The 23890-nt window shown below is 62.2% G+C and carries 23 protein-coding genes; 20 read left to right on the top strand and 3 right to left on the bottom strand.

The features are described 5' to 3' along the window. Positions 1–146: 146 nt before the first annotated feature. The gene (gene rnr, locus G552_RS0102545) at positions 147–2522 is read left to right on the top strand and encodes a ribonuclease R (RefSeq protein WP_036270167.1); all 2376 of its coding nucleotides are present in this window, start codon (positions 147–149) and stop codon (positions 2520–2522) included. Here the strand turns inward: rnr and G552_RS0102540 are convergent. Then, positions 2519–2995 carry a CAP domain-containing protein gene (locus tag G552_RS0102540; RefSeq protein WP_027881591.1) on the bottom strand — a complete coding sequence of 159 codons (477 nt, stop codon included), beginning with the start codon at positions 2993–2995 and terminating at the stop codon, positions 2519–2521. The two genes, rnr and G552_RS0102540, sit on opposite strands and share 4 nt — an antisense overlap. 72 nt (positions 2996–3067) lie before the next feature. On the opposite strand from G552_RS0102540, the gene coaE reads away from it, so the two are divergent. Both coaE and G552_RS0102530 read left to right on the top strand, forming a co-directional pair. Beyond that, on the top strand, positions 3068–3646 hold the full coding sequence (gene coaE, locus G552_RS0102535; RefSeq protein ID WP_027881590.1) for a dephospho-CoA kinase: 579 nt from the start codon (positions 3068–3070) through the stop codon (positions 3644–3646). Beyond that, a complete protein-coding gene (locus G552_RS0102530) occupies positions 3643–4422 on the top strand; it encodes a helical backbone metal receptor (RefSeq protein WP_027881589.1) in 780 nt (259 codons plus the stop codon). The genes coaE and G552_RS0102530 overlap by 4 nt, the downstream gene beginning before the upstream one ends. A gap of 5 nt (positions 4423–4427) precedes the next feature. Here the strand turns inward: G552_RS0102530 and lon are convergent, their stop codons facing one another. Together lon and G552_RS16915 are read right to left on the bottom strand one after the other, a co-directional pair. Continuing rightward, entirely contained in the window at positions 4428–6809 is a 2382-nt protein-coding gene (gene lon / locus G552_RS0102525) for an endopeptidase La (RefSeq protein ID WP_027881588.1), read from the bottom strand. A 333-nt stretch (positions 6810–7142) separates the two neighbouring features. After that, entirely contained in the window at positions 7143–7265 is a 123-nt protein-coding gene (locus G552_RS16915; RefSeq protein ID WP_281167330.1) for a hypothetical protein, read from the bottom strand. A gap of 289 nt (positions 7266–7554) precedes the next feature. On the opposite strand from G552_RS16915, the gene G552_RS0102515 reads away from it, so the two are divergent. The 17 genes from G552_RS0102515 to nuoD all read left to right on the top strand — a co-directional run bounded on the left by G552_RS0102515 (position 7555) and on the right by nuoD (position 23885). After that, positions 7555–8883, top strand: coding sequence for an NAD(P)-dependent oxidoreductase (locus tag G552_RS0102515; protein WP_245575090.1), 1329 nt, complete (start codon positions 7555–7557; stop codon positions 8881–8883). Positions 8884–8928: 45 nt separating this feature from the next. Further along, positions 8929–10314, top strand: coding sequence for an NAD-dependent dihydropyrimidine dehydrogenase subunit PreA (gene preA / locus G552_RS0102510; protein WP_027881586.1), 1386 nt, complete (start codon positions 8929–8931; stop codon positions 10312–10314). Positions 10315–10382: 68 nt separating this feature from the next. Next, positions 10383–10955 (top strand): Uma2 family endonuclease, encoded by a 573-nt coding sequence (locus G552_RS0102505; protein ID WP_027881585.1) that lies wholly within the window; start codon positions 10383–10385, stop codon positions 10953–10955. A 47-nt stretch (positions 10956–11002) separates the two neighbouring features. Then, the gene (hydA, locus tag G552_RS0102500) at positions 11003–12382 is read left to right on the top strand and encodes a dihydropyrimidinase (protein ID WP_027881584.1); all 1380 of its coding nucleotides are present in this window, start codon (positions 11003–11005) and stop codon (positions 12380–12382) included. 107 nt (positions 12383–12489) lie between these two features. After that, on the top strand, positions 12490–13134 hold the full coding sequence (locus G552_RS0102495) for a LysE family translocator (RefSeq protein WP_027881583.1): 645 nt from the start codon (positions 12490–12492) through the stop codon (positions 13132–13134). A 76-nt stretch (positions 13135–13210) separates the two neighbouring features. Next, positions 13211–13969 carry an ABC transporter ATP-binding protein gene (locus tag G552_RS0102490; protein ID WP_245575089.1) on the top strand — a complete coding sequence of 253 codons (759 nt, stop codon included), beginning with the start codon at positions 13211–13213 and terminating at the stop codon, positions 13967–13969. Positions 13970–13978: 9 nt separating this feature from the next. Continuing rightward, positions 13979–14863 (top strand): ABC transporter permease, encoded by an 885-nt coding sequence (locus tag G552_RS0102485; RefSeq protein WP_036270162.1) that lies wholly within the window; start codon positions 13979–13981, stop codon positions 14861–14863. Then, complete coding sequence (locus G552_RS0102480) at positions 14863–15828, top strand: ABC transporter permease (protein ID WP_051195648.1); 966 nt, start codon at positions 14863–14865, stop codon at positions 15826–15828. The genes G552_RS0102485 and G552_RS0102480 overlap by 1 nt, the downstream gene beginning before the upstream one ends. Before the next feature lie 106 nt (positions 15829–15934). Then, positions 15935–17020: an ABC transporter substrate-binding protein gene (locus tag G552_RS0102475; protein WP_027881579.1), complete on the top strand. Its 1086-nt coding sequence runs from the start codon at positions 15935–15937 to the stop codon at positions 17018–17020. A gap of 133 nt (positions 17021–17153) precedes the next feature. Continuing rightward, complete coding sequence (locus G552_RS0102470) at positions 17154–18395, top strand: Zn-dependent hydrolase (RefSeq protein ID WP_027881578.1); 1242 nt, start codon at positions 17154–17156, stop codon at positions 18393–18395. A 104-nt stretch (positions 18396–18499) separates the two neighbouring features. Continuing rightward, positions 18500–19243: a PucR family transcriptional regulator gene (locus tag G552_RS0102465; RefSeq protein ID WP_245575088.1), complete on the top strand. Its 744-nt coding sequence runs from the start codon at positions 18500–18502 to the stop codon at positions 19241–19243. A 74-nt stretch (positions 19244–19317) separates the two neighbouring features. Continuing rightward, positions 19318–19617, top strand: coding sequence for a TFIIB-type zinc ribbon-containing protein (locus tag G552_RS0102460; RefSeq protein WP_027881576.1), 300 nt, complete (start codon positions 19318–19320; stop codon positions 19615–19617). A gap of 78 nt (positions 19618–19695) precedes the next feature. Then, complete coding sequence (locus tag G552_RS0102455; RefSeq protein ID WP_027881575.1) at positions 19696–20838, top strand: phenylacetate--CoA ligase family protein; 1143 nt, start codon at positions 19696–19698, stop codon at positions 20836–20838. A 253-nt stretch (positions 20839–21091) separates the two neighbouring features. After that, positions 21092–21451 carry an NADH-quinone oxidoreductase subunit A gene (locus tag G552_RS0102450; protein WP_027881574.1) on the top strand — a complete coding sequence of 120 codons (360 nt, stop codon included), beginning with the start codon at positions 21092–21094 and terminating at the stop codon, positions 21449–21451. 12 nt (positions 21452–21463) lie between these two features. Beyond that, positions 21464–22003 carry a NuoB/complex I 20 kDa subunit family protein gene (locus tag G552_RS0102445; protein WP_027881573.1) on the top strand — a complete coding sequence of 180 codons (540 nt, stop codon included), beginning with the start codon at positions 21464–21466 and terminating at the stop codon, positions 22001–22003. 11 nt (positions 22004–22014) lie between these two features. Then, positions 22015–22638: an NADH-quinone oxidoreductase subunit C gene (locus tag G552_RS0102440; protein WP_027881572.1), complete on the top strand. Its 624-nt coding sequence runs from the start codon at positions 22015–22017 to the stop codon at positions 22636–22638. Continuing rightward, on the top strand, positions 22638–23885 hold the full coding sequence (gene nuoD, locus G552_RS0102435; protein WP_084640357.1) for an NADH dehydrogenase (quinone) subunit D: 1248 nt from the start codon (positions 22638–22640) through the stop codon (positions 23883–23885). The genes G552_RS0102440 and nuoD overlap by 1 nt, the downstream gene beginning before the upstream one ends. The last annotated feature ends 5 nt before the right edge of the window (positions 23886–23890 follow it).

The following is a 23890-nucleotide window of genomic DNA, read 5'->3' as shown; positions in this document are numbered from 1 at the left end:
TAATAGGCCATGCTGTGGGTAAACCATGGAGATCCTTTTACGCCGAACCTTCAGGCGAGCAGGGGTCTCCTTGAGGATGCTGCCGGGGTGGGCATCCCAGCGGAGGGGCAGCGGGGTAGGCCAAGCCGGTTTCCCGTGGGCTATATATGATTGAGCAGCAGATTTACCAACACTTCAAGCAGCATCCCCAAAAGCCGTTTAGCCTGCGTGAGCTGGTGCGGATTTTGCGTTTAGACAAGGCGCAGGTTGAGGAGGCCCTAGACCTTTTGGTGGCCGAAGGAAAGGTTTCGCGGCTACGGCGTAAGCTCTATGGTCTGCCTGAGGCCCAGGCCCAAAAAGGGGTAGAGGGTCGTTTGCAAAGCCACCCTGCGGGCTTTGGTTTTGTGGTTCCAGCTAACCCGGATCTGCCCGATTTGTATATCCCCAAAGGGTATCTGGGCGGGGCCTGGCACGGTGACCGGGTGCGGGCCGAGCTTCGCCCGCCGGGCCGCGACGGCCGTCGGTGGGGGGTGGTGACCGAGGTGCTGGAGCGGGGCCATTCGCGGGTAGTGGGTCGGCTCTACTTCAAGCGAGGTTTTGCCTGGCTCAAGCCCGATGACGAGCGGCTGCCCCCGTTGAAGCTCAAGCCGGAGAGTCTCGAGGGCCTCGAGGGGGGAGCCCGGCTGGTGGTGCGCCCGGTTTTTCCCAGCGGTAAGGGGGCGGAACCCTATGGCGAGGTGGTGGCTTACCTGGGCCAGGGGGAAAGCCCAGAGGTGGAGACCGAGGCGGTCATCGCTAAGTACGAGCTACCCAGCGTATTTTCCCCCGAGGCACTGGCCCAAGCCGCCCAGGTGGCCCACTTAGACCCGGAGGAAATCCAGCGGCGGGAGGATTTTCGCGGGCTCAGGGTCTTTACCATTGACGGGCCCGACGCCAAGGACTTCGACGATGCTATTCACATCGAAACCCTGCCCAACGGCCACTACCGGGTGGGTATCCACATCGCCGATGTTTCGCACTATGTGCCTGAGTTCAGCCCCCTCGACCACGAGGCCTACGCTCGAGGAACCAGCGTCTATTTGCCAGGCCGGGTGTTGCCCATGCTGCCCGAGCAACTCTCCAACGGCATCTGCTCGCTCAAACCGGGAGAGGATCGGCTGGTGCTCTCGGTGCTGGTAGAGCTAACCCCTGCGGGCCGGGTTAAGGGCTACCGCTTTGCCGAAGGGGTTATCCGCAGCGTGGCCCGCCTGACCTACCCCGAGGTGGAGGTTTTTGCCCAGACCGGCCAGGCCCAGGAGGGCTGGAGCCCGGAGCTTCAGCGCGACCTAGCCTTACTGCTCGAGTTAACCCAGACCCTCAAAGAGCGGCGCTTGGCCCAGGGGGCGCTCGACTTCAACTTCACCGAGGTCAAGGTAGAGGTAGACGCAGGCGGCAACCTGCACCTTATTCCCCAGCGCGAGCCCCGCGCCCGTAGCCTGATCGAAGAGCTGATGCTGCTGGCCAACCGTACTGTGGCCAAGCACCTTTCCGAGCGCCAGATTCCCGCTTTGTTCCGCGTGCACGAAGACCCTAGCCAGGAGGCCTACAGCAAGCTAGTACGGGCTTTGGAGAAACTGGGCTACCGCCTGCCGGGAGGCGAACCAACCCCCAAAGCCCTCCAGAGCATTCTCAAGCAGGCCGAGAGCCGGCCCGAGGCCCCGGTGGTTTCCACCCTGCTTCTGCGCTCTTTGCGCCTGGCCCGCTATGCCGCAGAAAACCTGGGGCATTTTGGCTTGGCTGCCGAGCACTACCTGCACTTCACCAGCCCCATCCGCCGCTACCCCGACCTGGTGGTGCACCGGGTGCTGCGCCGGCTGCTTCGCCGCCGGGTTACCCAGGCCCTAAAGGAAGAGTGGGCCCGGCGTTTTCCTAAAATTGCTGAGCACACCTCGGAGCGGGAGCGGGCTGCCGAGAACGCCGAGCGGGAACTTTCCAAGTACTACCAGTGTCTATGGGCCCAGGCGCACAAGGGAGAGGTCTACCAGGGCACGGTCTCGGGTGTGACCGGATTTGGGGTGTTTGTGAGCCTGCCCAATGGGGTGGAGGGGATGATCCGCCTAGGGGCCCTAAGGGATGACCATTACCACTATCATGAAGACCTGCTGGCCCTCGAGGGCCTGCGCAGCAAACGACGGATTCGCATAGGAGACCCAATGGAAATCGAGATTGAAGGGGCCAATCCCTCGGCCCGCCAGATCGACTTTGCGCCCACAGAGCGCTTTTACAAGGAAAAACCCAACCAAGAAACCTCATCGCCAAAGCCGAAGGCTAAAAAAAATGCCGGGCAGCCCCAGCGCGCCCGCAAGGTGGTGGCCACCGAGCCCAAAGCACCTTCGGGCCACCCTCGAGCCCGCACGAAGCGGGTGGTGGGCCCCCCCGAGGAACGGAAGGGCTTTAGCAAGCCGGTCAAGGTGCGGCTGCAAAGGATTTACTTTGGCTCCTGGAGCCCGGAAAACGCTGAAAGCGAGGCTGCACCGAAGAAAAAGCGCCGTCGCAGACGCTAGTAGGGCTGGGCGACGACCAGCACCCAGTACGCCCCTCGCTGAACCATGCCCATATCCTGCAGGTGGGCGGCCATCAGGGTCTCGCAGTGGCCGCTGGTGCTTGCCAGCCAGGCCTGAACCGCGGCTTGAACAGTAGGGTAGCCCTGGGCCAGGTTTTCCCGGATTTCCCGGTAGCGATAGCCATTGTTCTGGGCCCGCACAGCGAAGGCGTTTGGGGTAGCGCCCTCGTCGTGGCTGAACTCGCCGGTTTGTTGGATGTGCTCGGCCCGCTGGCGGGCCACCTCGCCCAGTAGGCCGTTCCAGTGCAAGGGGCTGACCGGGTCGTGAGGGGTTCCGTTACAGGTTTGGCGCTGCCCTCGAGCGGTATTGACGGCAGCTACGGCCTCATTGCGCTCAGGGGGGTTGTACTCCACCCTGGTTGGGCTCGAGCAAGCTGCCAGCGGGGCCAGGCCGATCAGCAAAAACCGGGGCATACTTAGAGTCTACCCAGGGCTGCGCAGAAGGCACACCCCGGCGTTACATGAAGCGGGGTATGCTATGGCCGAATGCGACGGATTGGTCTTACGGGCAACATTGGCAGCGGCAAGAGCACGGTGGCGCAGTATCTGCGCCAATTGGGGGTTCGGGTGCTCGATGCCGACCAGTATGCCCGCGAAGGGGCCGAGGTGCTCAAGGCTCAGATCTGCCAGGCCTTCCCCGAGGCCTGTCGGGAGGGCCAGCTCGACCGCACGGCATTGGCCCGGCGGGTGTTTGCCGATAAGGAGGCCCGAAGGCGCCTCGAGGCCCTTTTGCACCCCTATGTGCGCCGCAGGATGCAGGAGGAAAGTGAGAAAGCCGAGCAGGAGGGCTGCCCTTTGCTGGTGTTGGAGATACCCCTCTTGTTCGAGACCGGGCGCGAGGCCACGTTGGACGGGGTGTTGGTGGTGGCGGCACCCCGTGCGCTACGCCAGCAGCGGGCGATGGCCCGCAGCGGGCTAAGCGAGGCCGAGTTTGCCGCACGCGATCAAAGCCAGCTCCCCCAGGAAGAGAAGATTCGCCGGGCTACCTGGGTCATCTGGAACGATGCCGACCTCGCCACCTTAAAGGCCCGGGTGGCGCACTGGTACCGGGAGGTGCAACGGTGAGGTTGGTGCACGACTGGTTGGGCCCCCTCGAGCTGCCCCTGGCCGCTAGGCGCATCGTCTCGCTGGCTCCCAACGCCACCGAGAGCCTCTTTGCCCTGGGTTTAGGCGAGCGGCTGGTGGGGCGTAGTGCGTTCTGCTACCGGCCCGCAGGAGCGCTGCGCTTGCCGGTGGTCTCGAGCTATACCCGGGTACGCTGGCCGCTTTTGGAAGCGCTTAGGCCCGATTTGGTTTTGGTAACCACAGGGGTACAGCGGGGCCTCTTGGAGGAGCTGCGCTGCCGGGGGCTGGCCTTTTTCCCCCTGCCCCTACCCCAAAGCCCCTATGGCATTTTGGAAAACCTGGTGCTTCTGGGGGCTTTGCTGGATGTGGCTGAGACGGCTACCCACCTAGCTGCCCGGCTGGCCCAGCGCTATGCTGCGTTGCACCAGGTCTTGCCACCCCGCAGGGTCTACCTCGAGTTCGACCTGGGCGGGCCTATCACCGTAGGCCGGGGCAGCTATGTGGGCGAGGCGTTGCGCCACCTGGGCCTACAAAACATCTTCGCTGACCAGCCACAGAGCTACTTTTCCCCCGACTTGGCCGAGGTGGTGCGCCGGAAGCCCCAGATTGTCATTTATGAGCCCAAGCCCCACCGCGCTAGAGCCAAAGAAAAGGCCCAGCGCCTGCTAGAGGAGCGGGGCTGGGCCTATCCGCTGGTGGTTACCGGAGGGGATGAGCTAGCCCATTACGGGCCACAGTTTTTCGCCTACCTCGAGGCCCTGGTAGCGCAGCTTTAGCGCGTCTAGGCCCCGGCCCCAGGCTGCTGCCTGCTCTCGCCCGGCTGTACGGTGGGGGGAATGGCCGGTTCGGGCAGCAGAAGGTAGCGCAATACATCGCCTACATTCTCCACTAGCTTGATCTCCAGGCCCTCCAGCACCTCCTTGGGCAGCTCCTCGAGCTGAGGCTCGTTGTCCTTGGGCAGCACCACTTTGTGGATGCCAGCCTGGTGGGCGGCCAGCAGCTTTTCCTTAACGCCACCAATGGGCATGACCTTACCCCGCAGGCTTAGCTCGCCGGTCATGGCGATATCCATCCGCACCGGGCGGCGGCTAAGGGCACTGGCGATGGCCGTAGCCATGGTGATTCCGGCGCTGGGGCCGTCTTTAGGCGTGGCCCCGTCGGGCACGTGAACGTGAAGGTCGTACTTGTTGTGGAAGTCCTCGGGCAAGCCCCATTCCGCAGCGTGGGCCCGCAGGTAGGTAAGGGCGGCCTGGGCCGACTCCTTCATCACCTCGCCGAGCTGGCCAGTGAGGGAGAGCTTGCCGCTGCCGGGTACCGCGGCGACTTCGATGGTGAGCAGGGTTCCCCCTACCGGTGTCCAGGCCAGGCCCTGGGCCGCGCCCACCTGGGGCTCGGTCTCAGCCTTATCCGGACGGAAGCGAGGAATGCCCAGGTACTGAGGCAGGTCGGCGGCGTCGACCAGGCGGGTGCCTTCCCAGGGTCCCTCCAGCCAGAGCTTGGCCCCTTTGCGTGCGATCTTGCCTAGCTCGCGCTCGAGGCCCCGCACCCCAGCCTCCCGGGTGTACTCGCTGATGACCCGTAGGATGGCGGCCTCGGTAACCTCCATCTTGCCCTCCATTCCGGCTTCCCGCACCTGCTTGGGCCAGAGGTATTGCCGGGCAATAGCCGACTTCTCAAAAGTGGTGTAGCCGGGAATTTCAATGACCTCCATCCGGTCTAAAAGGGGCCGGGGGATGGTCTGGAGGGTGTTAGCAGTGGTGATAAAGAAGACCTTAGAGAGGTCGTAGGGCACGTCCAGGTAGTGGTCGGTGAAGGTGTTGTTTTGCTCGGGGTCGAGCACCTCCAGCATGGCGCTGGCCGGGTCGCCGCGCCAGTCTGAGCTCATTTTGTCGATCTCGTCTAGCAGGATGACCGGGTTGATAACCCCCACCTGCTTCATGGCGTGGATGATCTTGCCCGGCATGGCCCCGATGTAGGTGCGGCGGTGGCCGCGAATCTCGGCCTCGTCGCGCACACCCCCTAGCGAGATGCGGTGAAACTTGCGGTTCATGCTGCGGGCGATGGAACGGCCCAGCGAGGTCTTGCCCACCCCCGGGGGCCCCACCAGCACCAGGATGGGGGCCTTACCCCGCACCTCGAGGTTCTGGGTCAACTGGCGTACCGCCAGGTACTCCAGAATGCGCTCCTTCACATCCTTCAGGCCGAAGTGGTCTTCGTCCAGGATTTTACGGGTATGGGCAATGTCCAGCACCTCGGGGTCGGCCTTGTTCCAGGGTACGTCGGTGAGCCACTCGAGGTAGGTGCGGGCCACGGTGGCCTCGGGGCTGCCCTGTTGCATGCGCTCCAGCCGGTCCAGCTCCTTGAGGGCCTTGGTGCGCACCACCTCGGGCATCCCGGCTTCTTCGATTTTCTTGCGCAGGGCCTCGAGGTCGTTGAACCCTTCCTCGCCCCCCAGCTCTTTCTGGATGGCCTTCATCTGCTCGCGCAGGTAGTACTCGCGCTGGTTGGTGTCCATCTGCTCTTTGACCCGCTGGGCCACCCGCTTGTCTAGCTCGAAGCGCTCGATGTCCCGGTTGAGCAGGGCTAGAACCCGTTTGAGCCGGGCTTCAATCTCGATGAGCTCGAGGATTTCCTGCTTTTCGGCCACCGTCCAGGTGGCGTGGTAGGCAATGCTATCGGCCAGTATGGCCGGGTCGGTGGTGCCCCGTAGGGCCTCGAGCTGGTAGCGATCCAGCCGCAACGACTTGTGGTTGGCCACGTACTTGTCGAAGGCATCCTTGATTTCCTCGACCAGCACTCGAGCCACGGCCTCGTCGGTGGGGGGGATTTCTGTGTAGACCTCGCCTCTGGCTCGCAGGAAAGACCCCACGATATAGTCCTTGACCTCTGCCCGGGCCCGGGCCTCCACCATTACCTGTAGGGTGCCATCGGGCAGGCGCATGGCCTGCTTGACCACAGCTTGAACCCCCCATGGGTAGAGGTCGGCAGGGCCGGGGTCGTCAACCTCCGGGTCGCGCTGGGCCACCAAGAAAATCAGCCGGTCGGCTCCCATAGCCTCCTCGACTGCACGCTTGCTTTTGACACGGCCTACGTCTACCGGTGTGGTGGTATGCGGCAGGATTACAGTGTTTCTGAGAGGAATGACCGGCAGTTCTAAACGCATATGGTCTGCATCTCCTATGTTCCGCCTAAGGCAGATCGCTCACGCGCCCGGCTGGGAGCGATAGGCAATTCTGATTCTATAGGTTATGGCTGCTGGGATAGGGTCAAATCTTACACTTAGGCTACTTGAGCCTAGCATGCTCAAGGGGCTTTGGCCATGCTCACTTCAAGGTGGCGGCAGGCTTGGGATTCGTTCGACCCGGTGGACGTTGCCCAGCACCAATGAGGCCCGCAGGTACTCGTCTACTCTAGGTTCGGGAAGTAATAAGGTACTGTGCTTGTACTCCTTCCAACTCTTTGCACATAGATATTGGGGCCTTTACGTGGGGAAATTTTAGGCTCCGGGAATCAGCAGGGTGAGGGCCACCAGCACAATGGCCGCCGCGGCACCGGTGACGACGTCCACTAGGAACTCTAGGATGGCTTTCTTGTAAGCTTTAGTTTTTTTGAGTGCCATGTAATACGTATATAGCATAAACCATTTTGAGTCAAGACGGAAAATGCCCCGCAATTTTCTTTTTTAGCAGAAAAACAAGTCTGCAACTTATTACAAAGCACTGTATAGCCCCAGGCCGCCTTAAGCGGCGATGTGCCCTTGACAAGGGGCAAACTAGCCCTGTATATTGCAAGCAGAAAGCCCGTTTTAGGGTTAAATCGGCTCCAGCGAGAGCGCGAACCCTCTTAGTGATTTCAACATCACCAAGAGGGTTCTTCGCTTTTATGCCCCCTGCCCGAAAGGAGGAAGCGTGCAGATTATCAAGCCAGAGGAAGTTCTTGCCGAGTACCTACCCCCTCTCACCGACCATGAGGCGTTGGTAGAGGCCCACCGCTGTCTGTACTGCTACGATGCCCCCTGTACCCACGCCTGTCCTACCCACATCGATATCCCCAAGTTCATCAAGAAGATCGCTAGCGGTAACCTGGTAGGTTCAGCCCGTACCATCCTCGAGGCTAACCTGATGGGCGCCACCTGTGCTCGGGTCTGCCCAGTGGAGGAGCTATGCGAGGGGGCCTGTGTGTTGGGTGCCGAACACCGGCCCATCGCCATCGGGCGCCTGCAGCGCTACGCCACGGATTACGTCTACGAACGGGGGATGGATGTTTTCAAGCCCGGCTCCCCCACGGGAAGGAAGGTTGCGGTCATTGGGGCGGGGCCAGCCGGCCTGACCTGTGCGGGTGAGCTGGCCAAGCTGGGCCACAGCGTGACCGTTTTTGAAAAGCGTGAACTGGCCGGGGGGCTTTCTACCTACGGCATCATCGGGCTGCGGGAGCCGGTGGGGGTGGCCTTGGCCGAGGTGGAGATGGTGCGGCGGCTGGGGGTGACGATCAAAACCCAGATGGAGCTGGGCCGCAACCTTTCCTGGGAGGAGGTGCGGGTACAGTTCGATGCGGTCTTTTTGAGCATCGGCCTGGGGGCAGTACCCGCGCTGGGGATTCCCGGGGAGGAGCAGGTAGTGGATGGCCTCGAGTTCATCGAAGCCGCCAAGCTGAACCCGTATCGGCTCTGGGTAGGGAGGCAAGTGGCGGTGATTGGCGCGGGCAATACTGCGATGGATTGCGCCACCATTGCCAAGCGGATGGGGGCCGAGCGGGTCACCGTGGTCTATCGGCGCAGCGAAAAGGAGATGACCGCCTACCCCCACGAGTACAGCTTTGTCAAGAACGAAGGGGTGGAGTTCCGCTTCCTGACCCAGCCGGTGGAGGTGCTCAGCGAGGGAGGGCAGGTGGTGGGCCTGCGCTGTGTGCGCATGGCGCTAGGCGAGCCCGACGCCTCGGGCCGCCCGGCCCCCAGGCCGGTGGCAGGGTCGGAGTTTGTGCTGCCCTGCGACCAGGTGGTCAAGGCCATCGGCCAGGAAAAGCCCACCCTAGCCCAGGTGCTGGGCTTGCAGACCGAGAAAGGCTACATCAAGGTCAACGACGATTTCGAGACCAGCCTGCCCAAGGTCTATGCCGGGGGCGACTGCGTGCGGGCCAAAGGTGCGGCCTCCACGGTGATGGCTGTGCAGGACGGCAAGATGGCGGCTTTCGCCATTCACCGCAGGCTCACCTCCAGTGTGGGTGCGGCGGCCGACTAGGCAGGTGATCCTCGGCCTAAGACCCAGGGCGAAAGGAGTGTCCATATGGCAGATCTTCGGATCAACTTCGCTGGCATTAAGTCCCCTAACCCCTTCTGGCTGGCCTCGGCCCCGCCCACCAACTCCGGGGCACAGGTGCACCGGGCTTTTGAGGCCGGCTGGGGAGGGGCGGTCTGGAAGACCATTGGGGCGCCGGTGCTCAACGTTTCCAACCGCTACGGGGCCTGGCACTACGGCGGCCAGAAGATGCTGGCCATCAACAATGTGGAGCTCATCTCCGACCGGCCCCTCGAGGTCAACCTGCGGGAAATCCGCGATGTGAAGCGGCACTGGCCCGACCGGGCGGTGATCGTCTCGGCCATGGTGGAGTCTACCCCCCAGGCCTGGCGGGACATCATCCTGAGAATCGAGGATACCGGGGCCGATGGCATTGAGCTCAACTACGGCTGCCCCCACGGGATGAGCGAGCGGGGGATGGGCAGCGCGGTGGGCCAGGTGCCCGAGTACTGCCAGCAGATCACCGGCTGGGTGATGGATGTGGCCAAAATCCCGGTCATCGTCAAGCTCACCCCCAACGTGGCCTCGGTGGTGCCGCCAGCGCGGGCAGCAATTGCTGCTGGGGCTAACGGCCTTAGCCTGATCAACACCATCAACTCCATCATTGGGGTCGACCTGGATACCTTTGAAATCGTGCCCAGCATCGGGGGTAAAGGAGGACACGGGGGGTATGCTGGGCCTGCCGTTAAGCCCATCGCCCTCAACCTGCTTTCCTCGCTAGGGGTGGACGAGGTGGTGCGGCGCTCGGGGGTGCCCATCTCCGGTATGGGCGGCATCTCCACCTGGAAGGATGCGGCTGAGTTTTTGCTTTTGGGCGCCTCGAGCCTCCAGGTTTGCACCGCGGTGATGCACTACGGTTTTCGCATCATCGAGGATCTGGTCGATGGCCTCAATGCCTGGATGGATGCCAAGGGCTTCAAGACCGTGGCCGAGGTGGTGGGCAAAAGCCTGCCACGCATCTCCGATTTCAAAGATTTCGACCTCTCCTTCCGCGCGGTGGCCCGCATCGACCCGGAGAAGTGCATCCAGTGCAACTTGTGCTACGTGGCCTGCAACGATACCGCCCACCAGTGCATCGACCTGGTGGACGCGGATGGTAACCGGGTACAGCCCTACGCCTACGACCTGCGCAGCAATGGCAAGCATCAAGCGGTGACCAACCGTCCGCAGCCTGTGGTGCGCGAGGAGGACTGCGTGGGCTGCCGGCTGTGCCACAACGTCTGCCCGGTGGAGGGCTGTATTCAGATGGTGGAGGTGCCCTCGGGCCGCGAAAGCATTACCTGGGATCAGCTCACCAAGGCCCGTCCCGAGGTGGGTACCGATTGGGAGGCCATGCAGCGCTACCGGGAGGAAGTGGGGATTGAGATTCACTAGACGGGCTTGCCCTACTAGGCGGTGTCTGTCTGGCCGGGAAGTCGCTTTGGGAGCGCTAGACTAGGTCTATGCTGAAGCCATTGCCCAGGTTCGTTACGGTTGCGGAGTACCTCCAAAGCGAGCGGTCTTCTCCGGTGCGCCGTGAGTATGTGTGTGGCCAGGTCTACGCTATGGCGGGCAGCAGCAGCCGGCACAACCGAATTGCCTTAAACATCGCTGCCCATTTTCTATCGTTGGCCTCGCCGGGTTGCCGGGTTTACCAGGCGAATATGAAGCTTTTCATAGGCCAGTCTAGGGCCAGCGATACGGAAAAGGCCATCTACTACCCTGACGTGATGGTGGTGTGTGGCAAGGAACTGCCTGACGAGTATTACGAGACCGAGCCTTGCCTATTGGTGGAGGTGCTTTCGCCTTCCACGGCTGTTGTGGATCTGAGGGAAAAGAAGCTCGAGTACATCCGCTTACCCTCGCTTAGGACCTACCTCATCGTGGATCAGGATACGCTGCTGGTTCGGCACTGCTGGCGCGATGAAGAAGGGCATTGGCAGGAGCAGGACCTGGCTGGGGATGGCCTTATAAGCCTAGCCTGCTTGGGTGGGAGCATCTCGTTGACCCAGATTTACCGCGGGGTGTTTACCTGAAGGAGGGCCAAGGCTTGGCTGTAGGGAAGCGACAAACGGAGGAGTGCATGGGACTGCTGATCAAAAACGGTGAAATCGTCACTGCAGATAGCCGCTATAAAGCCGATATCTACGCCGAGGGCGAGACCATTACCCGCATCGGCCAGAACCTGGAGGCCCCGCCGGGAACAGAGGTCATCGACGCTACGGGCAAGTATGTTTTTCCTGGCTTCATCGACCCCCACGTGCACATCTACCTGCCCTTCATGGCCACCTTTGCCAAAGATACCCACGAGACTGGCTCCAAGGCGGCTTTGATGGGGGGCACCACCACCTATATCGAGATGTGTTGCCCCAGCCGGGCCGACGATGCCCTCGAGGGCTACCACCTCTGGAAGGGTAAGGCCGAGGGCCACAGCTACTGCGACTACACCTTCCACATGTCGGTCACCAAGTACGACCCCAAGACCGAGGCCCAGCTTCGCGAGATTGTGGCCGACGGCATCAACAGCTTCAAGATTTTCCTGTCGTACAAGAACTTCTTCGGCGTGGAAGACGGCGAGATGTACCAGACCATGTGCTTGGCCAAGGAGCTGGGGGTAATCGTCACTGCCCACTGCGAGAACGCCGAGTTGGTCGGGCAGTTGCAGCAGAAGCTTTTGCGCGAGGGCAAGACCGGCCCCGAGTGGCACGAACCCAGCCGGCCCGAGTCGGTGGAGGCTGAGGGCACCAACCGCTTCGCCACCTTTCTGGAAAACACCGGGGCCACCGGCTATGTGGTACACCTTTCCTGCCAGCCGGCCCTGGAAGCGGCCCTGCGGGCCAAGGCTCGAGGGGTGCCCATCTACATCGAATCGGTGATCCCCCACTTCCTGCTGGACAAAACCTATGCCGAGCGGGGCGGGGTGGAGGCCATGAAGTACATCATGTCGCCGCCTTTGCGCGACAAGCGCAACCAGAAAGCGCTGTGGGATGCCCTGGCCCAGGGCTTCATCGATACCGTGGGCACTGACCACTGCCCCTTTGATACCGAGCAGAAACTGCTGGGCAGGGATGCCTTTACCGCTATTCCCAACGGTATTCCCGCCATCGAGGACCGGGTCAACCTGCTCTACACCTATGGGGTGAGCCGGGGTTCCTTGGACATCCACCGCTTTGTGGACGCGGCCAGCACCAAAGCGGCCAAGCTCTTTGGCCTGTTTCCCCGGAAGGGCACCATCGCGGTGGGCAGCGACGCCGACCTGGTGGTCTACGACCCCACCTACCGGGGCCGGATTTCGGTGGCCACCCAAAGTGTGAACAACGATTACAACGGCTTTGAAGGCTTTGAGATCGACGGCCGACCCGTCCACGTGACGGTGCGGGGCCGGTTGGCGGTCAGGGATGGCCAGTTTGTGGGCCAGAAAGGGTGGGGCCGCTTCCTGCGGCGGGAGCCAGTGTACTTCTGAAGCAGGGGTTGGGGAGTGGCTGCAGCGAGACCGACCGGGCCGGGTACAATGACGGGTGTTCCTACAGAGCTGCACACTTCGGTAAAGGGTAGCGGGAAGGGATTTGGATGCTGATACCGTCGGAGCAACTTCTACTGTTCGTCCTGGCCAGCCTGGCCCTGCTGGTAATTCCAGGGCCAGCAGTGGTTTACATCGTTACCCGGAGCCTCTCGCAAGGGCGGGCAGCGGGCTTGGCCAGCGTGGCGGGAATCCAGTGTGGGGGGATGGTACACGTTTTGATGGCTACCCTGGGTCTTTCAGCCCTCCTTTTTTCCAGCGCTTTGCTTTTCAACCTGGTCAAGTTTGCTGGGGCGGCCTATCTGGTGTACATAGGCCTACGCACCTGGTTGGCCCGCGAACCCCTCGAGCCCAGCCTCCTCAGGCGCCAGTCTCTGCCGCAAATCTTCTGGCAAGGCTTTGTGGTCAACGCCCTCAACCCCAAAACAGCGCTATTCTTTTTGGCCTTCTTGCCCCAGTTTGTAGACCCGGCGCGTGGGGCGGCGTGGCTTCAGTTTTTGTTTTTAGGGCTGGTGTTCATCTCCCTGGCCCTACTCAGCGATAGTACCTATGCCTTGTTGTCCAGTTCGCTGGGGCACTGGCTACGGCAGAAGGCCCATATCCCCCATCTGGCCGCCCGGGGGCGCTGGATTACCGGGGGTGTCTACATGGGCCTGGGGTTTACCACGGCCCTTACCGGCAGCAAGCACAGCTAGGCAGGAACGCATGATGAAGCAACCGCATACCCCTCATCCCCAAGTTCCAGCACCACCCGGCGCTACGCTGGTTTCGGTGCGTGACGTTTCGATGGTTTTCCCCAACGGTACGGTGGCCTTGAAGGAAGCCAACCTCGAGATTGCCCAGGGCGAGTTCATCAGCCTGATTGGGCCTTCGGGCTGCGGCAAAACCACCCTGTTGCGCCTGTTGGCCGATCTGATCCAGCCCAGTGCGGGCAGCATTCGAATCGGGGGAAAGACCCCGGAGGAGGCGCGCAAGAGCCGGGCCTACGGCTACGTCTTCCAGGCCCCTACCCTGATGGAGTGGCGCACCGTGCTGCAGAACGTGATGCTGCCGCTGGAGGTGATGGGCGTGCCCAAGGCCGAGCACAAACCCCGCGCCGAGCGCATGCTGGCGCTGGTGGGGCTGGGGAAGTTCGCCCGCCACTACCCCTGGCAGCTCTCGGGCGGGATGCAGCAGCGGGTGAGCATCGCCCGCGCGCTGGCCTTCGACCCGCAGCTCCTGTTCATGGACGAGCCCTTCGGCGCGCTCGACGAGATCACGCGGGAGAACCTCAACCTCGAGCTCTTGCGGCTGTGGCGCGAGACCGGCAAGACCATCATCTTCGTCACCCACTCCATCCCCGAGGCGGTGTTCCTCTCCACGCGCATCGTGGTCATGACCCCGCGCCCCGGCAAGATCGAGACCGTGATCCCGGTGGACCTGCCGCAGCCGCGCAACTTCGAGACCCGCGAGACCACCCGCTTCTTCGAGATCGCCACCCTGGTGCGCGAGGCCTTGCGCAAGGGGCACGGTTTCGAGGTAAGCGAGTAAGGGGATGTGATGTTGCGCCTATCGCCCAATCTGGTGCCCATGCTGGTGGTGGCCTTGGTGGTGTTGGTGTTGTACTGGCCCCTGATGTACCTGGCCAACATTCCGGCAGCCCAGCGGGCCTTGGACACCGGGGCAGTCCTCCCCTGCAAAACAGCCCTGGAGTGTGCTACCCAGCTGCGTAGCCCCGTGCTGCCCTCGCCACAGCAGCTCTGGCAGGGCTTTGGCAACCTGATGTTTCCTCTCAACTCTCAGAGCGCCATTCCCCTCAACGCGGCGGTGACGGCTCTCGAGACCCTGGTGGGCCTGCTTTTAGCAGCCATGCTGGGGTTCTTTTTTGCCATTGGGATGGTGGCTTCCCGGGCCTTCGAGCGCTCGCTTCTGCCCTGGATTGTAGCCTCGCAGACCGTGCCCATCATCGCCATTGCCCCCATGCTGGTGGTGGTGTTGGGCCAGTATGGGGTGCAAGGCTGGTTGCCCAAGGCCATCATTGCGGCTTACATTGCTTTTTTCCCCATCACCATAGGGGTGGCTAAGGGGCTCAAAAGCCCCGACCCCCTCAGCCTGGACCTGATGAAAACCTACAATGCCAGTAGCTGGCAGACCTACCTCAAGCTGCGCTTCCCGGCCTCGGTGCCCTATTTGTTTACCGCTTTCAAGGTGGCCATGACGGCGGCGCTGATAGGAGCGATAGTGGCCGAGATTTCCACCATCAGCTTCCAGGGTATTGGCAAGATGCTGGCGGAAAACTCGAGGGCCTCGGATGTGGTGGCCATGTGGGTCATCATGCTCTCCTCAGCCGCACTGGGCATCCTGTTGGTGGCCTTGGTGAACTGGGTCGAGCATCTGGCTACCCCATGGCGCCGGGTGCCGCAGCGGGAAGGAGGGGGGCGGTGATGCTTCCACCCCGTCTGGCGCGGCCCTCGGCTCTTTGGGGTTGGGCCTTGCTGCTGGTGGGGTTTGCCTTGCTGCTTTGGTTCATCGCGGCTTGGTGGCATCAGCTCGAGCCAGCCTCCCAGGGGCATAAACTGCTCCTCGTCTTGGGGGGGCTTCTGGCTTTGTTGGGCCTTGGCCGGGTGGCCCAGCAGTTTGCCCACACCCCCAATCCCCTTGTCGGCTTCACCCCGGCAGCCCTGACCCTTTTGCTGATCCTGATCCTGGCGGAGGCCTGGCTGCGGGCCTACCAGGTACCCCCAGGCCTCATTCCCACCCCCAGCCGGGTGCTTTCGACCCTGCTGGCGGTGCGGGATGTCTTGTTGCGCGATGCTTTCCAGACGGTGGTGCTCGAAGCGCTGATCGGGTATCTGATCGGCTGTAGTCTGGGGGTGATAACCGCTTTGCTGGTGAGCCGATATGTGTTTCTGGAGCGGGGGCTGTTGCCCTATGCCACCATTTTTAGCAGCATCCCCATCGTGGCCTTGGCCCCGGTGTTGGTCAAGATGATGGGTATCGACTGGCCTTCCAAGGCCGCCATTGTGGCCATCACAGTGTTCTTCCCGATGGTGGTCAACACCTTCCGCGGACTGACCGAGGTCAGCCCACTCTCCCTCGATCTGATGCGCTCCTATGCCGCAGGGGAACTGCAGCAGTATCGCTGGCTAAGGCTGCCCAACGCGCTCCCTTTTATCTTCAACGCCCTCAAGCTGGGCACCACCCTGGCCATGATTGGGGCTATCGTGGGCGAATTTTTTGGGGCCAATGGGCAGGGCCTGGGGTTTCGCATTCAGATCGAGGCAGGCCGCTTCGGCTTCGACATCGTGTGGTCGGCCATTATTGTGGCCTCGCTGGTGGGCATTGCCTGGTACAACCTGGTGGCATGGATAGAGCGGAGGCTAACTGGATGGCATGTTTCCTACCGTTAGGAATAGGTCTTGGCTTGCTAAAGGGGGTGGAAGCCTTGGCTTGACAGAAGGTGCGTGGGCTGGGTTAGGCTAGCTTTTGAAGCAGTCTGGCAAAAAGGAGGCAGAAATGAAGAAGTGGTCGGTCTTCGCGGCACTGGTGGTTTTTGCGCTGGTATCGCTGGCCAGTGCGCAGCAGAACCTAGTGAAGGTGAACCTGCAGCTCAAGTGGTTTCCCCAGGCGCAGTTCGCCGGGTTCTTCGTAGCCAAGGAGCGGGGCTTCTATCGCGCCCAGGGTTTGGATGTCACGCTGCTGCCTGCTGGCGACCAGTCGCCTATTCAGGTGGTGCAGTCCGGTGCTGCCGACTTTGGTACTACCTGGATTGCCGATCTGCTCACCGCCCGCGAGCGGGGCATTCCAGTGGTGCACATCGCCCAGATTTTCCAGCGCTCGGGCTTTACCCTAGTGGCCCTGAAGTCCACCGGTATCCGGGATTTGTGCCGCGACCTCAAGGGTAAAAGCGTGGGGGTCTGGCCCTCGGGCAACGAGTACCCGGCGGTGGCCCTGTTCCGCAAGTGTGGCCTGACCAGCTCGCTCGATCCCAGGGCCACTAACCCCGATGTGACCGCGGTCACCTATCCTTTCGACCCAGCTTTGGTTTTCCCAGACAAGGTACAGCTGGTCTCGGCCATGATTTACAACGAGGTCAACCAAATCGCCGGCCTGGGCTACGACGAGAGCAAAGTCGATGTGTTTAAGCTGCCCGATCAGGGCATTAACCTGCTCGAGGACCTCATCTTCACCACCGAGCGGGTGCTCAACGACCGCAACTTCAAAGGCTCGGGCCTCACCGGGCGCCAGGTAGCCGCACGGCTCATCCGGGCCACCCTTCAAGGTTGGAACTGGGCAGTGGCCAACCAGGCCGAGACGGTAGAGAAGTATGTGCTGCCCTTCTGTGGCAACACCTGCAAAGGTTCTGGTACCCGCGCGGATGCCAAGGGGCACCAGACCTGGCAGATGGCCGAGATTGCCAAGCTATACAACGCCGGGGCTACGGCCAAGGGCTGGGCTGGCTTCTTGGTGCCTGCCGACTACCAGGCTTCGGTGCGGCTGTTGCGGGAGCAGGGCATTCTGACCCGCGACCCGCCAGCTGCCACGGTGGACTATGGCCCCTGGGAGATGGCCACCGGGAAACGGGCCGGAGATTACCGCTAGGCGAGCGCTAGATGTCTGCGCCGTGGGAAGCCCCGATAAGCGCTCCCTAGGGATGGCTGTTGGCAGGAATTGCTCAGCTTGAAGCTTTGGGGGCGGCCTGGGTCGCCCCCATTTTTTCCAAAAGGAGAAGGGTATGCTCGAGCCCAGACGCACCATTGCCGAACTCAAGGAACTACGGGAACTCACCAGCGATGAAAACGGGGCCCAGCGGGTTGCCTGGACCGATACCTGGCTCAAAGCGCGCGAATGGTTCAACGCTAAGCTGAAGGGCTTACCTGTCGAGCAGCACTACGACGCGGCAGGCAACAACTGGGTGACCCTGCCGGGACAGCGCGAGAAGGCCCTTTTGATCGGCGGTCATCTGGACTCCGTGCCTAATGGGGGGTGGTTGGATGGCTGCTTGAATGTGCTGGCTGGCCTCGAGGTGCTGCGCCGCATCGCCCAGGAGTACCGGGGCAACCCCCCGGTTACCGTGCGCCTGGTGGACTGGGCCGACGAGGAGGGGGCCCGTTTTGGTCGCAGCCTACTGGGTTCCTCGGCCTTTGCCGGCACGCACACCATCGAGGCCGACCGGGGCCGCACCGACAAGGACGGCATCCGCCTGGAGGATGCCCTGAGGCGCTGCGGGGTGGAGATAGACCGCTTTCCCGAGGCCCAAGCCGAGCAGAAGAACGCTGCGGCCTACCTCGAGCTCCACATCGAGCAAGGCCCGGTGCTCTTAGATAAGGGCCTACCCCTGGGGGTAGTGCTGGGCACCAAGGGGGTTGAACGCCACCAGATCACCTTCTATGGCCAGGAGGCCCACTCCGGTTCGACCCCCATGAACCGCAGGCGGGATGCCCTGGCGGCAGCGGCCAAGCTGGCGCTGGAGATTCGCCCTATTGCCATGAAGCACCCCGATGCAGTTTGCACCATGGGTAGCGTAAAAACTTTTCCCGGCATCGTGACCGCGGTGGTGGGCCGCTGCGAGTGCACCTTGGATCAGCGCGACCTCGACCCCGGCATTCTGGCCCAGATGCTGGCCGAGGCCCGCGAGGCCAGCGAGCGCTTCGCCCGCGAGGAGGGCTGCACCGTGGAGTGGAGCCGTATCTGGAATATCGAGCCGATTCCCTTCCATCCCACCCTCATCGAGCTGTGCGACGAGGCCATCCGCGAGGTGGCGGGGGTTTCCTACCGCCTGCCCTCGGGGCCGCTGCACGACGCCGCCGAGGTGGCCCGGGCGGGCATCCCCACGGTGATGCTGTTTGTGCAGAGCCTACACGGCATCAGCCACAACAAAATCGAGGACACCAAGGAGGAGCACCTCGAGCTGGCGGTGCAGGCCCTGGATCGGCTGGCCGACAAGACCATGCGCTGGATACTGGAACAGGGCTAATGGTTGCGTTGCCGGGGCCTTGAGGCGAAGGGCTAAAGCGGTTGAGCCTGCGGATTGAAGGCAATGCCCTGGATAGGCCTACATCTTTTGCTCCAACTAAAAATGTGTTCCTTCGCGATAGCCTGGTGTCTTGTTCAGCCATGAGCCTGCCCACCCTACGGCAAATCCTGGAGCTACCCGCTTTTGCCGGAGCAGAGCTATTGTCGGGAGAAGCCCGGCTCGAGGCCCCCATCACCTGGGTGCACGTAGCTGAGGTGCTGGACGTGGCCCGGCTGCTCTCAGGGGGCGAGCTTTTGCTTTCCACCGGCCTCGAGCTTGCCCGGGCTACCCCCGAGGCCCAGGTGGCCTATGTGCGCTCGCTGGTCGAGGCCGGGGTGGGTGGGCTGGTTCTCGAGCTGGTGCAGTGGCTCAGGGAAGTGCCCCCTGAGATGCTGCAAACGGCCCGTATGCTGCAGTTTCCCCTTCTGGTCTTTCGCGCCGAGGTTCGCTTTGCCGAGCTTACCCGTGCGGCCCACGAGCGCATCCTGCGGCCTGGGCTGGGTGGGGAGGTGCCCCTATTGCATCCCTTGCTGGAGGCTTTGATCGAGACCGGGCGCGACCAAAGCTTTGTCCAGAGCCAGCTTGGCCCCCTGCTAACCCTGCCTAGCCGCCCACGCTCGACCCTGCTCTCGACCCTCGAGGCCCTTCTGGCCTCCCAGTTCAACATCGCCCAGACGGCCCGCCGCTTGGGGGTGCGCCGGCAAAGCGTCTACTATCGCTTAGAGCAACTCAAGGGTATGCTGGGCGACCTGGAGAGTACCGAGCGTCGTTTGGGGTTGTGGGTGGCCCTGGAGCTGCTCAAGCGCTAGCTTTGGGGTAGGGAAAGGTGCACTGGCCCTGTTTTTCGTGGCCTGCTTTTTGCGAGCCTAAAAGGGGAGGAGTTATGCCCTTGTTGATTTGCCCTAACTGTCAGACCGGGATGAATGAAGTTCAGCGTAGCGGCGTGCTCATAGACATCTGCCCCAAGTGCCGGGGGGTTTGGCTAGATGGGGGGGAGCTGGAAAAATTGCTGGGCCAGGTGCGGCAGTATGAGCAAGAGTACGAGGCCGAACTCGAGCGCTACCGCCGTGCACAGCCACCTCTTCCCCCGCGCAACCCCTACGATACCGACGACGATGAGCACTATAAGCGCTACGGCAAAAAGAAGAGCAAACTGAGCCGGCTTTTCGACCTTTTCGACTAAGTGGTTTGCACCTCCGAACCTGGGATATAGCGCTGGAGCGTATAATCGGGGCGGTAATGTTTTGAAAGGAGCCCCGGTATGGATCGAAGCCAACGCTTGCGTGAGGTGATTGCGGCTGCACAAAAGCACCCGGTGTATGCACAAAAACTCAGCGCGATTGATCCGCGTGAGATCAGCCTTGAGACCCTTTCCTGCCTACCCCTGACTACCCGCCAGGAGTGGCTGGCTTACCTTCAGGCCCACCCCCAGCCGCCCGCCGGGGCTGCCCTGATGCACCTGACCCCTAGCCCGGCCATTGGCTGGATGCCCGAGTACCTCTCGCCCGAGGACGTGGCCTACCAGGCTGAGGCCCTGGCGGGCCAGATGCGCCGTCTAGGCGTGGCGGGCAAGAGGGTATTGGTGGCCTTTGGCTACCACGTTTTTGCTGGTGGCTGGCTTTTCCACGAAGCCTTGCAGCGGGCGGGGGCCATGGTGCTGCCCCATGGCCCTGGCGAGGCGGAGCGCATCGCCCAACTGCAACAGCAGTATGGTTTTGAGGTGCTGGTTTGCAACCCCAGTTTTGCCCTCAAGATTGCCCAGGCAGGGGGGCGGTTCCAGCTCCTCTTGGCCGGGGGCGAGCCCTTTACCTCGGTGCCAGGCTACCGGGAGAGGCTCGAGCAGGCCCTCGGGGGGGTAGCCGTAGACGCCTATGGCACCTCCGAGCTGGGGGTGGTGGCGGGGGAAAGCTTAGAGAAAAACGGCCTGTGGGAGATACCGGAGATGGCCATCCTGGAAGTGCTTGATCCCGAGACCTTAGAACCGACGCCCGAGGGGGAAAAAGGTGAGCTGGTGGTAACCTCGCTTTCCCGTACCCTGATGCCCATGGTTCGCTTCCGCACCGGCGATCTGGCGGTGGTTTCCCGCCGGGAAGGGCGGGTCTGCTTGCCCCGGGGGGTGATTGGCCGTACCGATCTGATGGTCAAGGTCAAGGGGGTCAAGCTCTATCCTACCGAGCTGGCCCCGCTGCTGATGGCCTTTGGCCTCGACCCTCGCGGTGGAGCCCAGGTGGTGGTGGAGACCAAGGAAGGGGGAACCGACAAGCTCACCCTGCGTATCAAAGCCGAGGCGGTGCCCCCTCAGTTGGGCCCGGCTTTGCAGCAGAGCACCGGGCTTCGCTTCGACGCCATCGAGGCGGTGGCCACTCTGGAGGGGCCTCCTCTGCTGGATAAGCGTTACGGATAAGCCTTCACGGAAAGCTTATCCAAAGCTAACTAGAATGTCTACTCAGGGGCAGGTCGGAACAATCCTTGGCCTGCCCTACACCGTATGGGCTTTTACAATGTTGAAACCCATTCCAAACTAACATGAACACAGAACGGCAGTTGCGTGGGCCAGCGGGAAGTGTAAGATGTTGGCGGCAGAAGTGCGGGCAAGGTGCCGGGTCTGGGCGTTCTCGTGAAGACTGGCACAAGCTGGCTCGCCGAACAGGAGGCACATGTCACCCATAACGGAGTATCTGGCTCTCTTGGTTTACCTGGCGGTGGCGGTAGGCATTGCGGTGCTGGCCGTGGGGGTGGGGGCCTTGCTAGGCCCCAAGAAGGGAGGGCGCTTTAAGCTGATGCCCTATGAGTCGGGCAACGACCCGGCAGGGGAGGTCAAGCGCTTTCCGGTACATTTCTACGCGGTGGCCATGCTCTTCATCATCTTCGATGTAGAGGTGGCCTTTTTGTGGCCTTATGCGGTTAGTGCGGGGGCCTTGGGGGTGGTGGGCTTCGTAGGGCTTGTGGCTTTTACGCTGCTCCTTTTGGTGGGCTTTTTGTACGAGTGGTACAAAGGTGTTCTGAAGTGGCACTAGGGAAGGAGAGGTATGGCAAGTATTGCCGATCTGTTTACCAAAGACGTGCAGGAACTCGAGGCCGAGGGTGTGCTTTTCACCACCCTGGAGAAGCTCATCGCCTGGGGGCGTTCCAACTCCCTGTGGCCAGCCACCTTCGGCTTAGCCTGCTGCGCCATCGAGATGATGGCCTCCACCGATGCCCGAAACGACCTATCCCGTTTTGGCTCGGAGGTCTTCCGGGCCAGCCCCCGTCAGGCCGATGTGATGATTGTGGCCGGGCGGCTTTCTAAGAAGATGGCCCCGGTGATGCGGCGGGTCTACGACCAGATGCCCGATCCCAAGTGGGTTATCTCCATGGGGGCCTGCGCGAGCTCGGGGGGGATGTTCAACAACTACGCCATTGTGCAAAACGTAGACAGCGTGGTGCCGGTCGACGTGTTTGTGCCAGGCTGCCCGCCCCGCCCTGAGGCCCTGATCTACGCGGTGATGCAGCTGCAGAAGAAAATCCAGGGTAAGGCCCGCGACGATCAGGGCCGGAAGCTGCCCAAGGTTGAGGCCTGGAGGCGCTAAGCGAGGTGCCCATGCGAAGACTGGAGCAACTCAAAGAGCAAGCATTGGCCCAAGGCTGGGGCCTCGAGGAGGCCCACGGTAATACCTGGGTGGTGGTGCCCAAGGAGGCCTTCAAACCCCTGATGGCAGAACTCAAGGCCCAGGGCTGGAACTACCTGGCCGACGTGGTGGGCATCGACTACCTTACCTACCCCAGCCCCAAGCCGGAGCGCTTCTGCGTGGTCTATGAGCTGGTCTCGCTGCCGGGGTACCAGGAGGGCGATGGCAGCCGGGTGTTCATCCGGGTATATGTGCCGGAAGCCCAGCCGGTGCTGCCCAGCCTGACCGATCTGTGGCGCGGAGCCGACTACCTCGAGCGAGAGGTCTACGACATGTTTGGCATTCGCTTTGAGGGGCATCCCGACCTGCGTAAAATCCTTACCCCAGAAGACCTCGAGGGCTACCCTCTGCGCAAAGATTTTCCTCTGGGGGAGACCCCCACCCTGTTCAAGGAAGGCCGCTTCATTGACCCCGAGGCCTTTCGGGCTGGTCTGGCGGGGAATAAACCTGGGATGACCGGCTGGCGGGGCGGTACCCGCAAGGGCTACCAGGATATGGCCGCCGAGGTGCAGAAGGTGGTCAAAGGAGGCAGTTGATGGTACGCGACCCCCGCAGTCTGCACAGCCCTTCGGTCGAGGCCTACGAGATCGCCGAGGCCCCGGAGTTGAAGTCCGAGGTGATGACCCTCAACGTAGGGCCCCAGCACCCCTCCACCCACGGGGTGCTGCGGGTGGTGGTGGATCTTTCCGGTGAGCAGATTTTGCGCCTCACCCCCCACATTGGGTATCTCCATACCGGCTTTGAGAAAAACATGGAGTACCGCACCTACACCCAGTGCATCACCTACACCCCCCGCATGGATTATCTACACAGCTTCGCCCACGATCTGGCCTATGCCCTGAGCGTGGAGAAGCTGGTGGGAGCCGAGGTGCCGCCGCGGGCCCAGGCTATTCGGGTCATGCTCAACGAGCTTTCCCGCATCGCTTCCCACCTAGTCTTTTTGGGTACCGGGCTTTTGGATTTTGGCGCACTTACCCCTTTCTTCTACGCCTTCCGCGAGCGCGAGGCGGTGTTGGATCTGTTTGAGTGGGTCTCGGGCCAGCGCTTCCACCACAACTACATCCGCATCGGAGGGCTTAAGGAAGACCTGCCACCGGAGTTCTTGGGTGAGGTCAAAAAGTTCATCGCCCAGATGCCAGCCCGCATCGACGAGTACGAGGGGCTGTTCCGTGAGAGCCCCATCTTCTACGAGCGGGCCCGTGGCGTGGCGGTGATTCCTCCCGAGGTGGCCATCAACCTCTCCCTCACCGGGGGTAGCCTACGGGCCTCGGGGGTGGCCTATGATGTGCGCAAGGCCTATCCCTATGCCGGCTACGAGACCTACGACTTCGACGTGCCAGTTTTGCACGGGGGGGATGTCTTCGACCGCATGATTATCCGCATCCTAGAGATGCGCGAGTCGGTCAAGATCATCCGCCAGGCGGTGGAGCGCCTCGAGGCCTTGGGGCCCGGGCCCATCCGCGACCCCAACCCCCAGATTTCCCTGCCCCCGCGCCACCTGCTGGAAACCTCGATGGAGGCGGTTATCTACCACTTCAAACTGGTGACCGAGGGCTTCCACCCGGCCTTGGGCGAGGTGTACGTACCCACCGAGAGCGCTCGAGGGGAGCTGGGCTACTACATCGTCTCCGATGGAGGCTCCATGCCTTACCGGGTTAAGGTGCGGGCCCCCAGCTTTGTGAACTTGCAGAGCCTGCCCTATGCCTGTAAAGGTGTGCAGATGGCCGATATGGTGGTGGTCATCGCTTCGCTCGACCCGGTGATGGGGGATGTGGACCGATGAGCTTT

It is taken from the genome of Meiothermus rufus DSM 22234, from assembly GCF_000423425.1.
Classification (GTDB): domain Bacteria; phylum Deinococcota; class Deinococci; order Deinococcales; family Thermaceae; genus Meiothermus; species Meiothermus rufus.
Note: the sequence above shows the minus strand (reverse complement) of the source record. Positions and strands in the feature narration are given on the sequence as shown.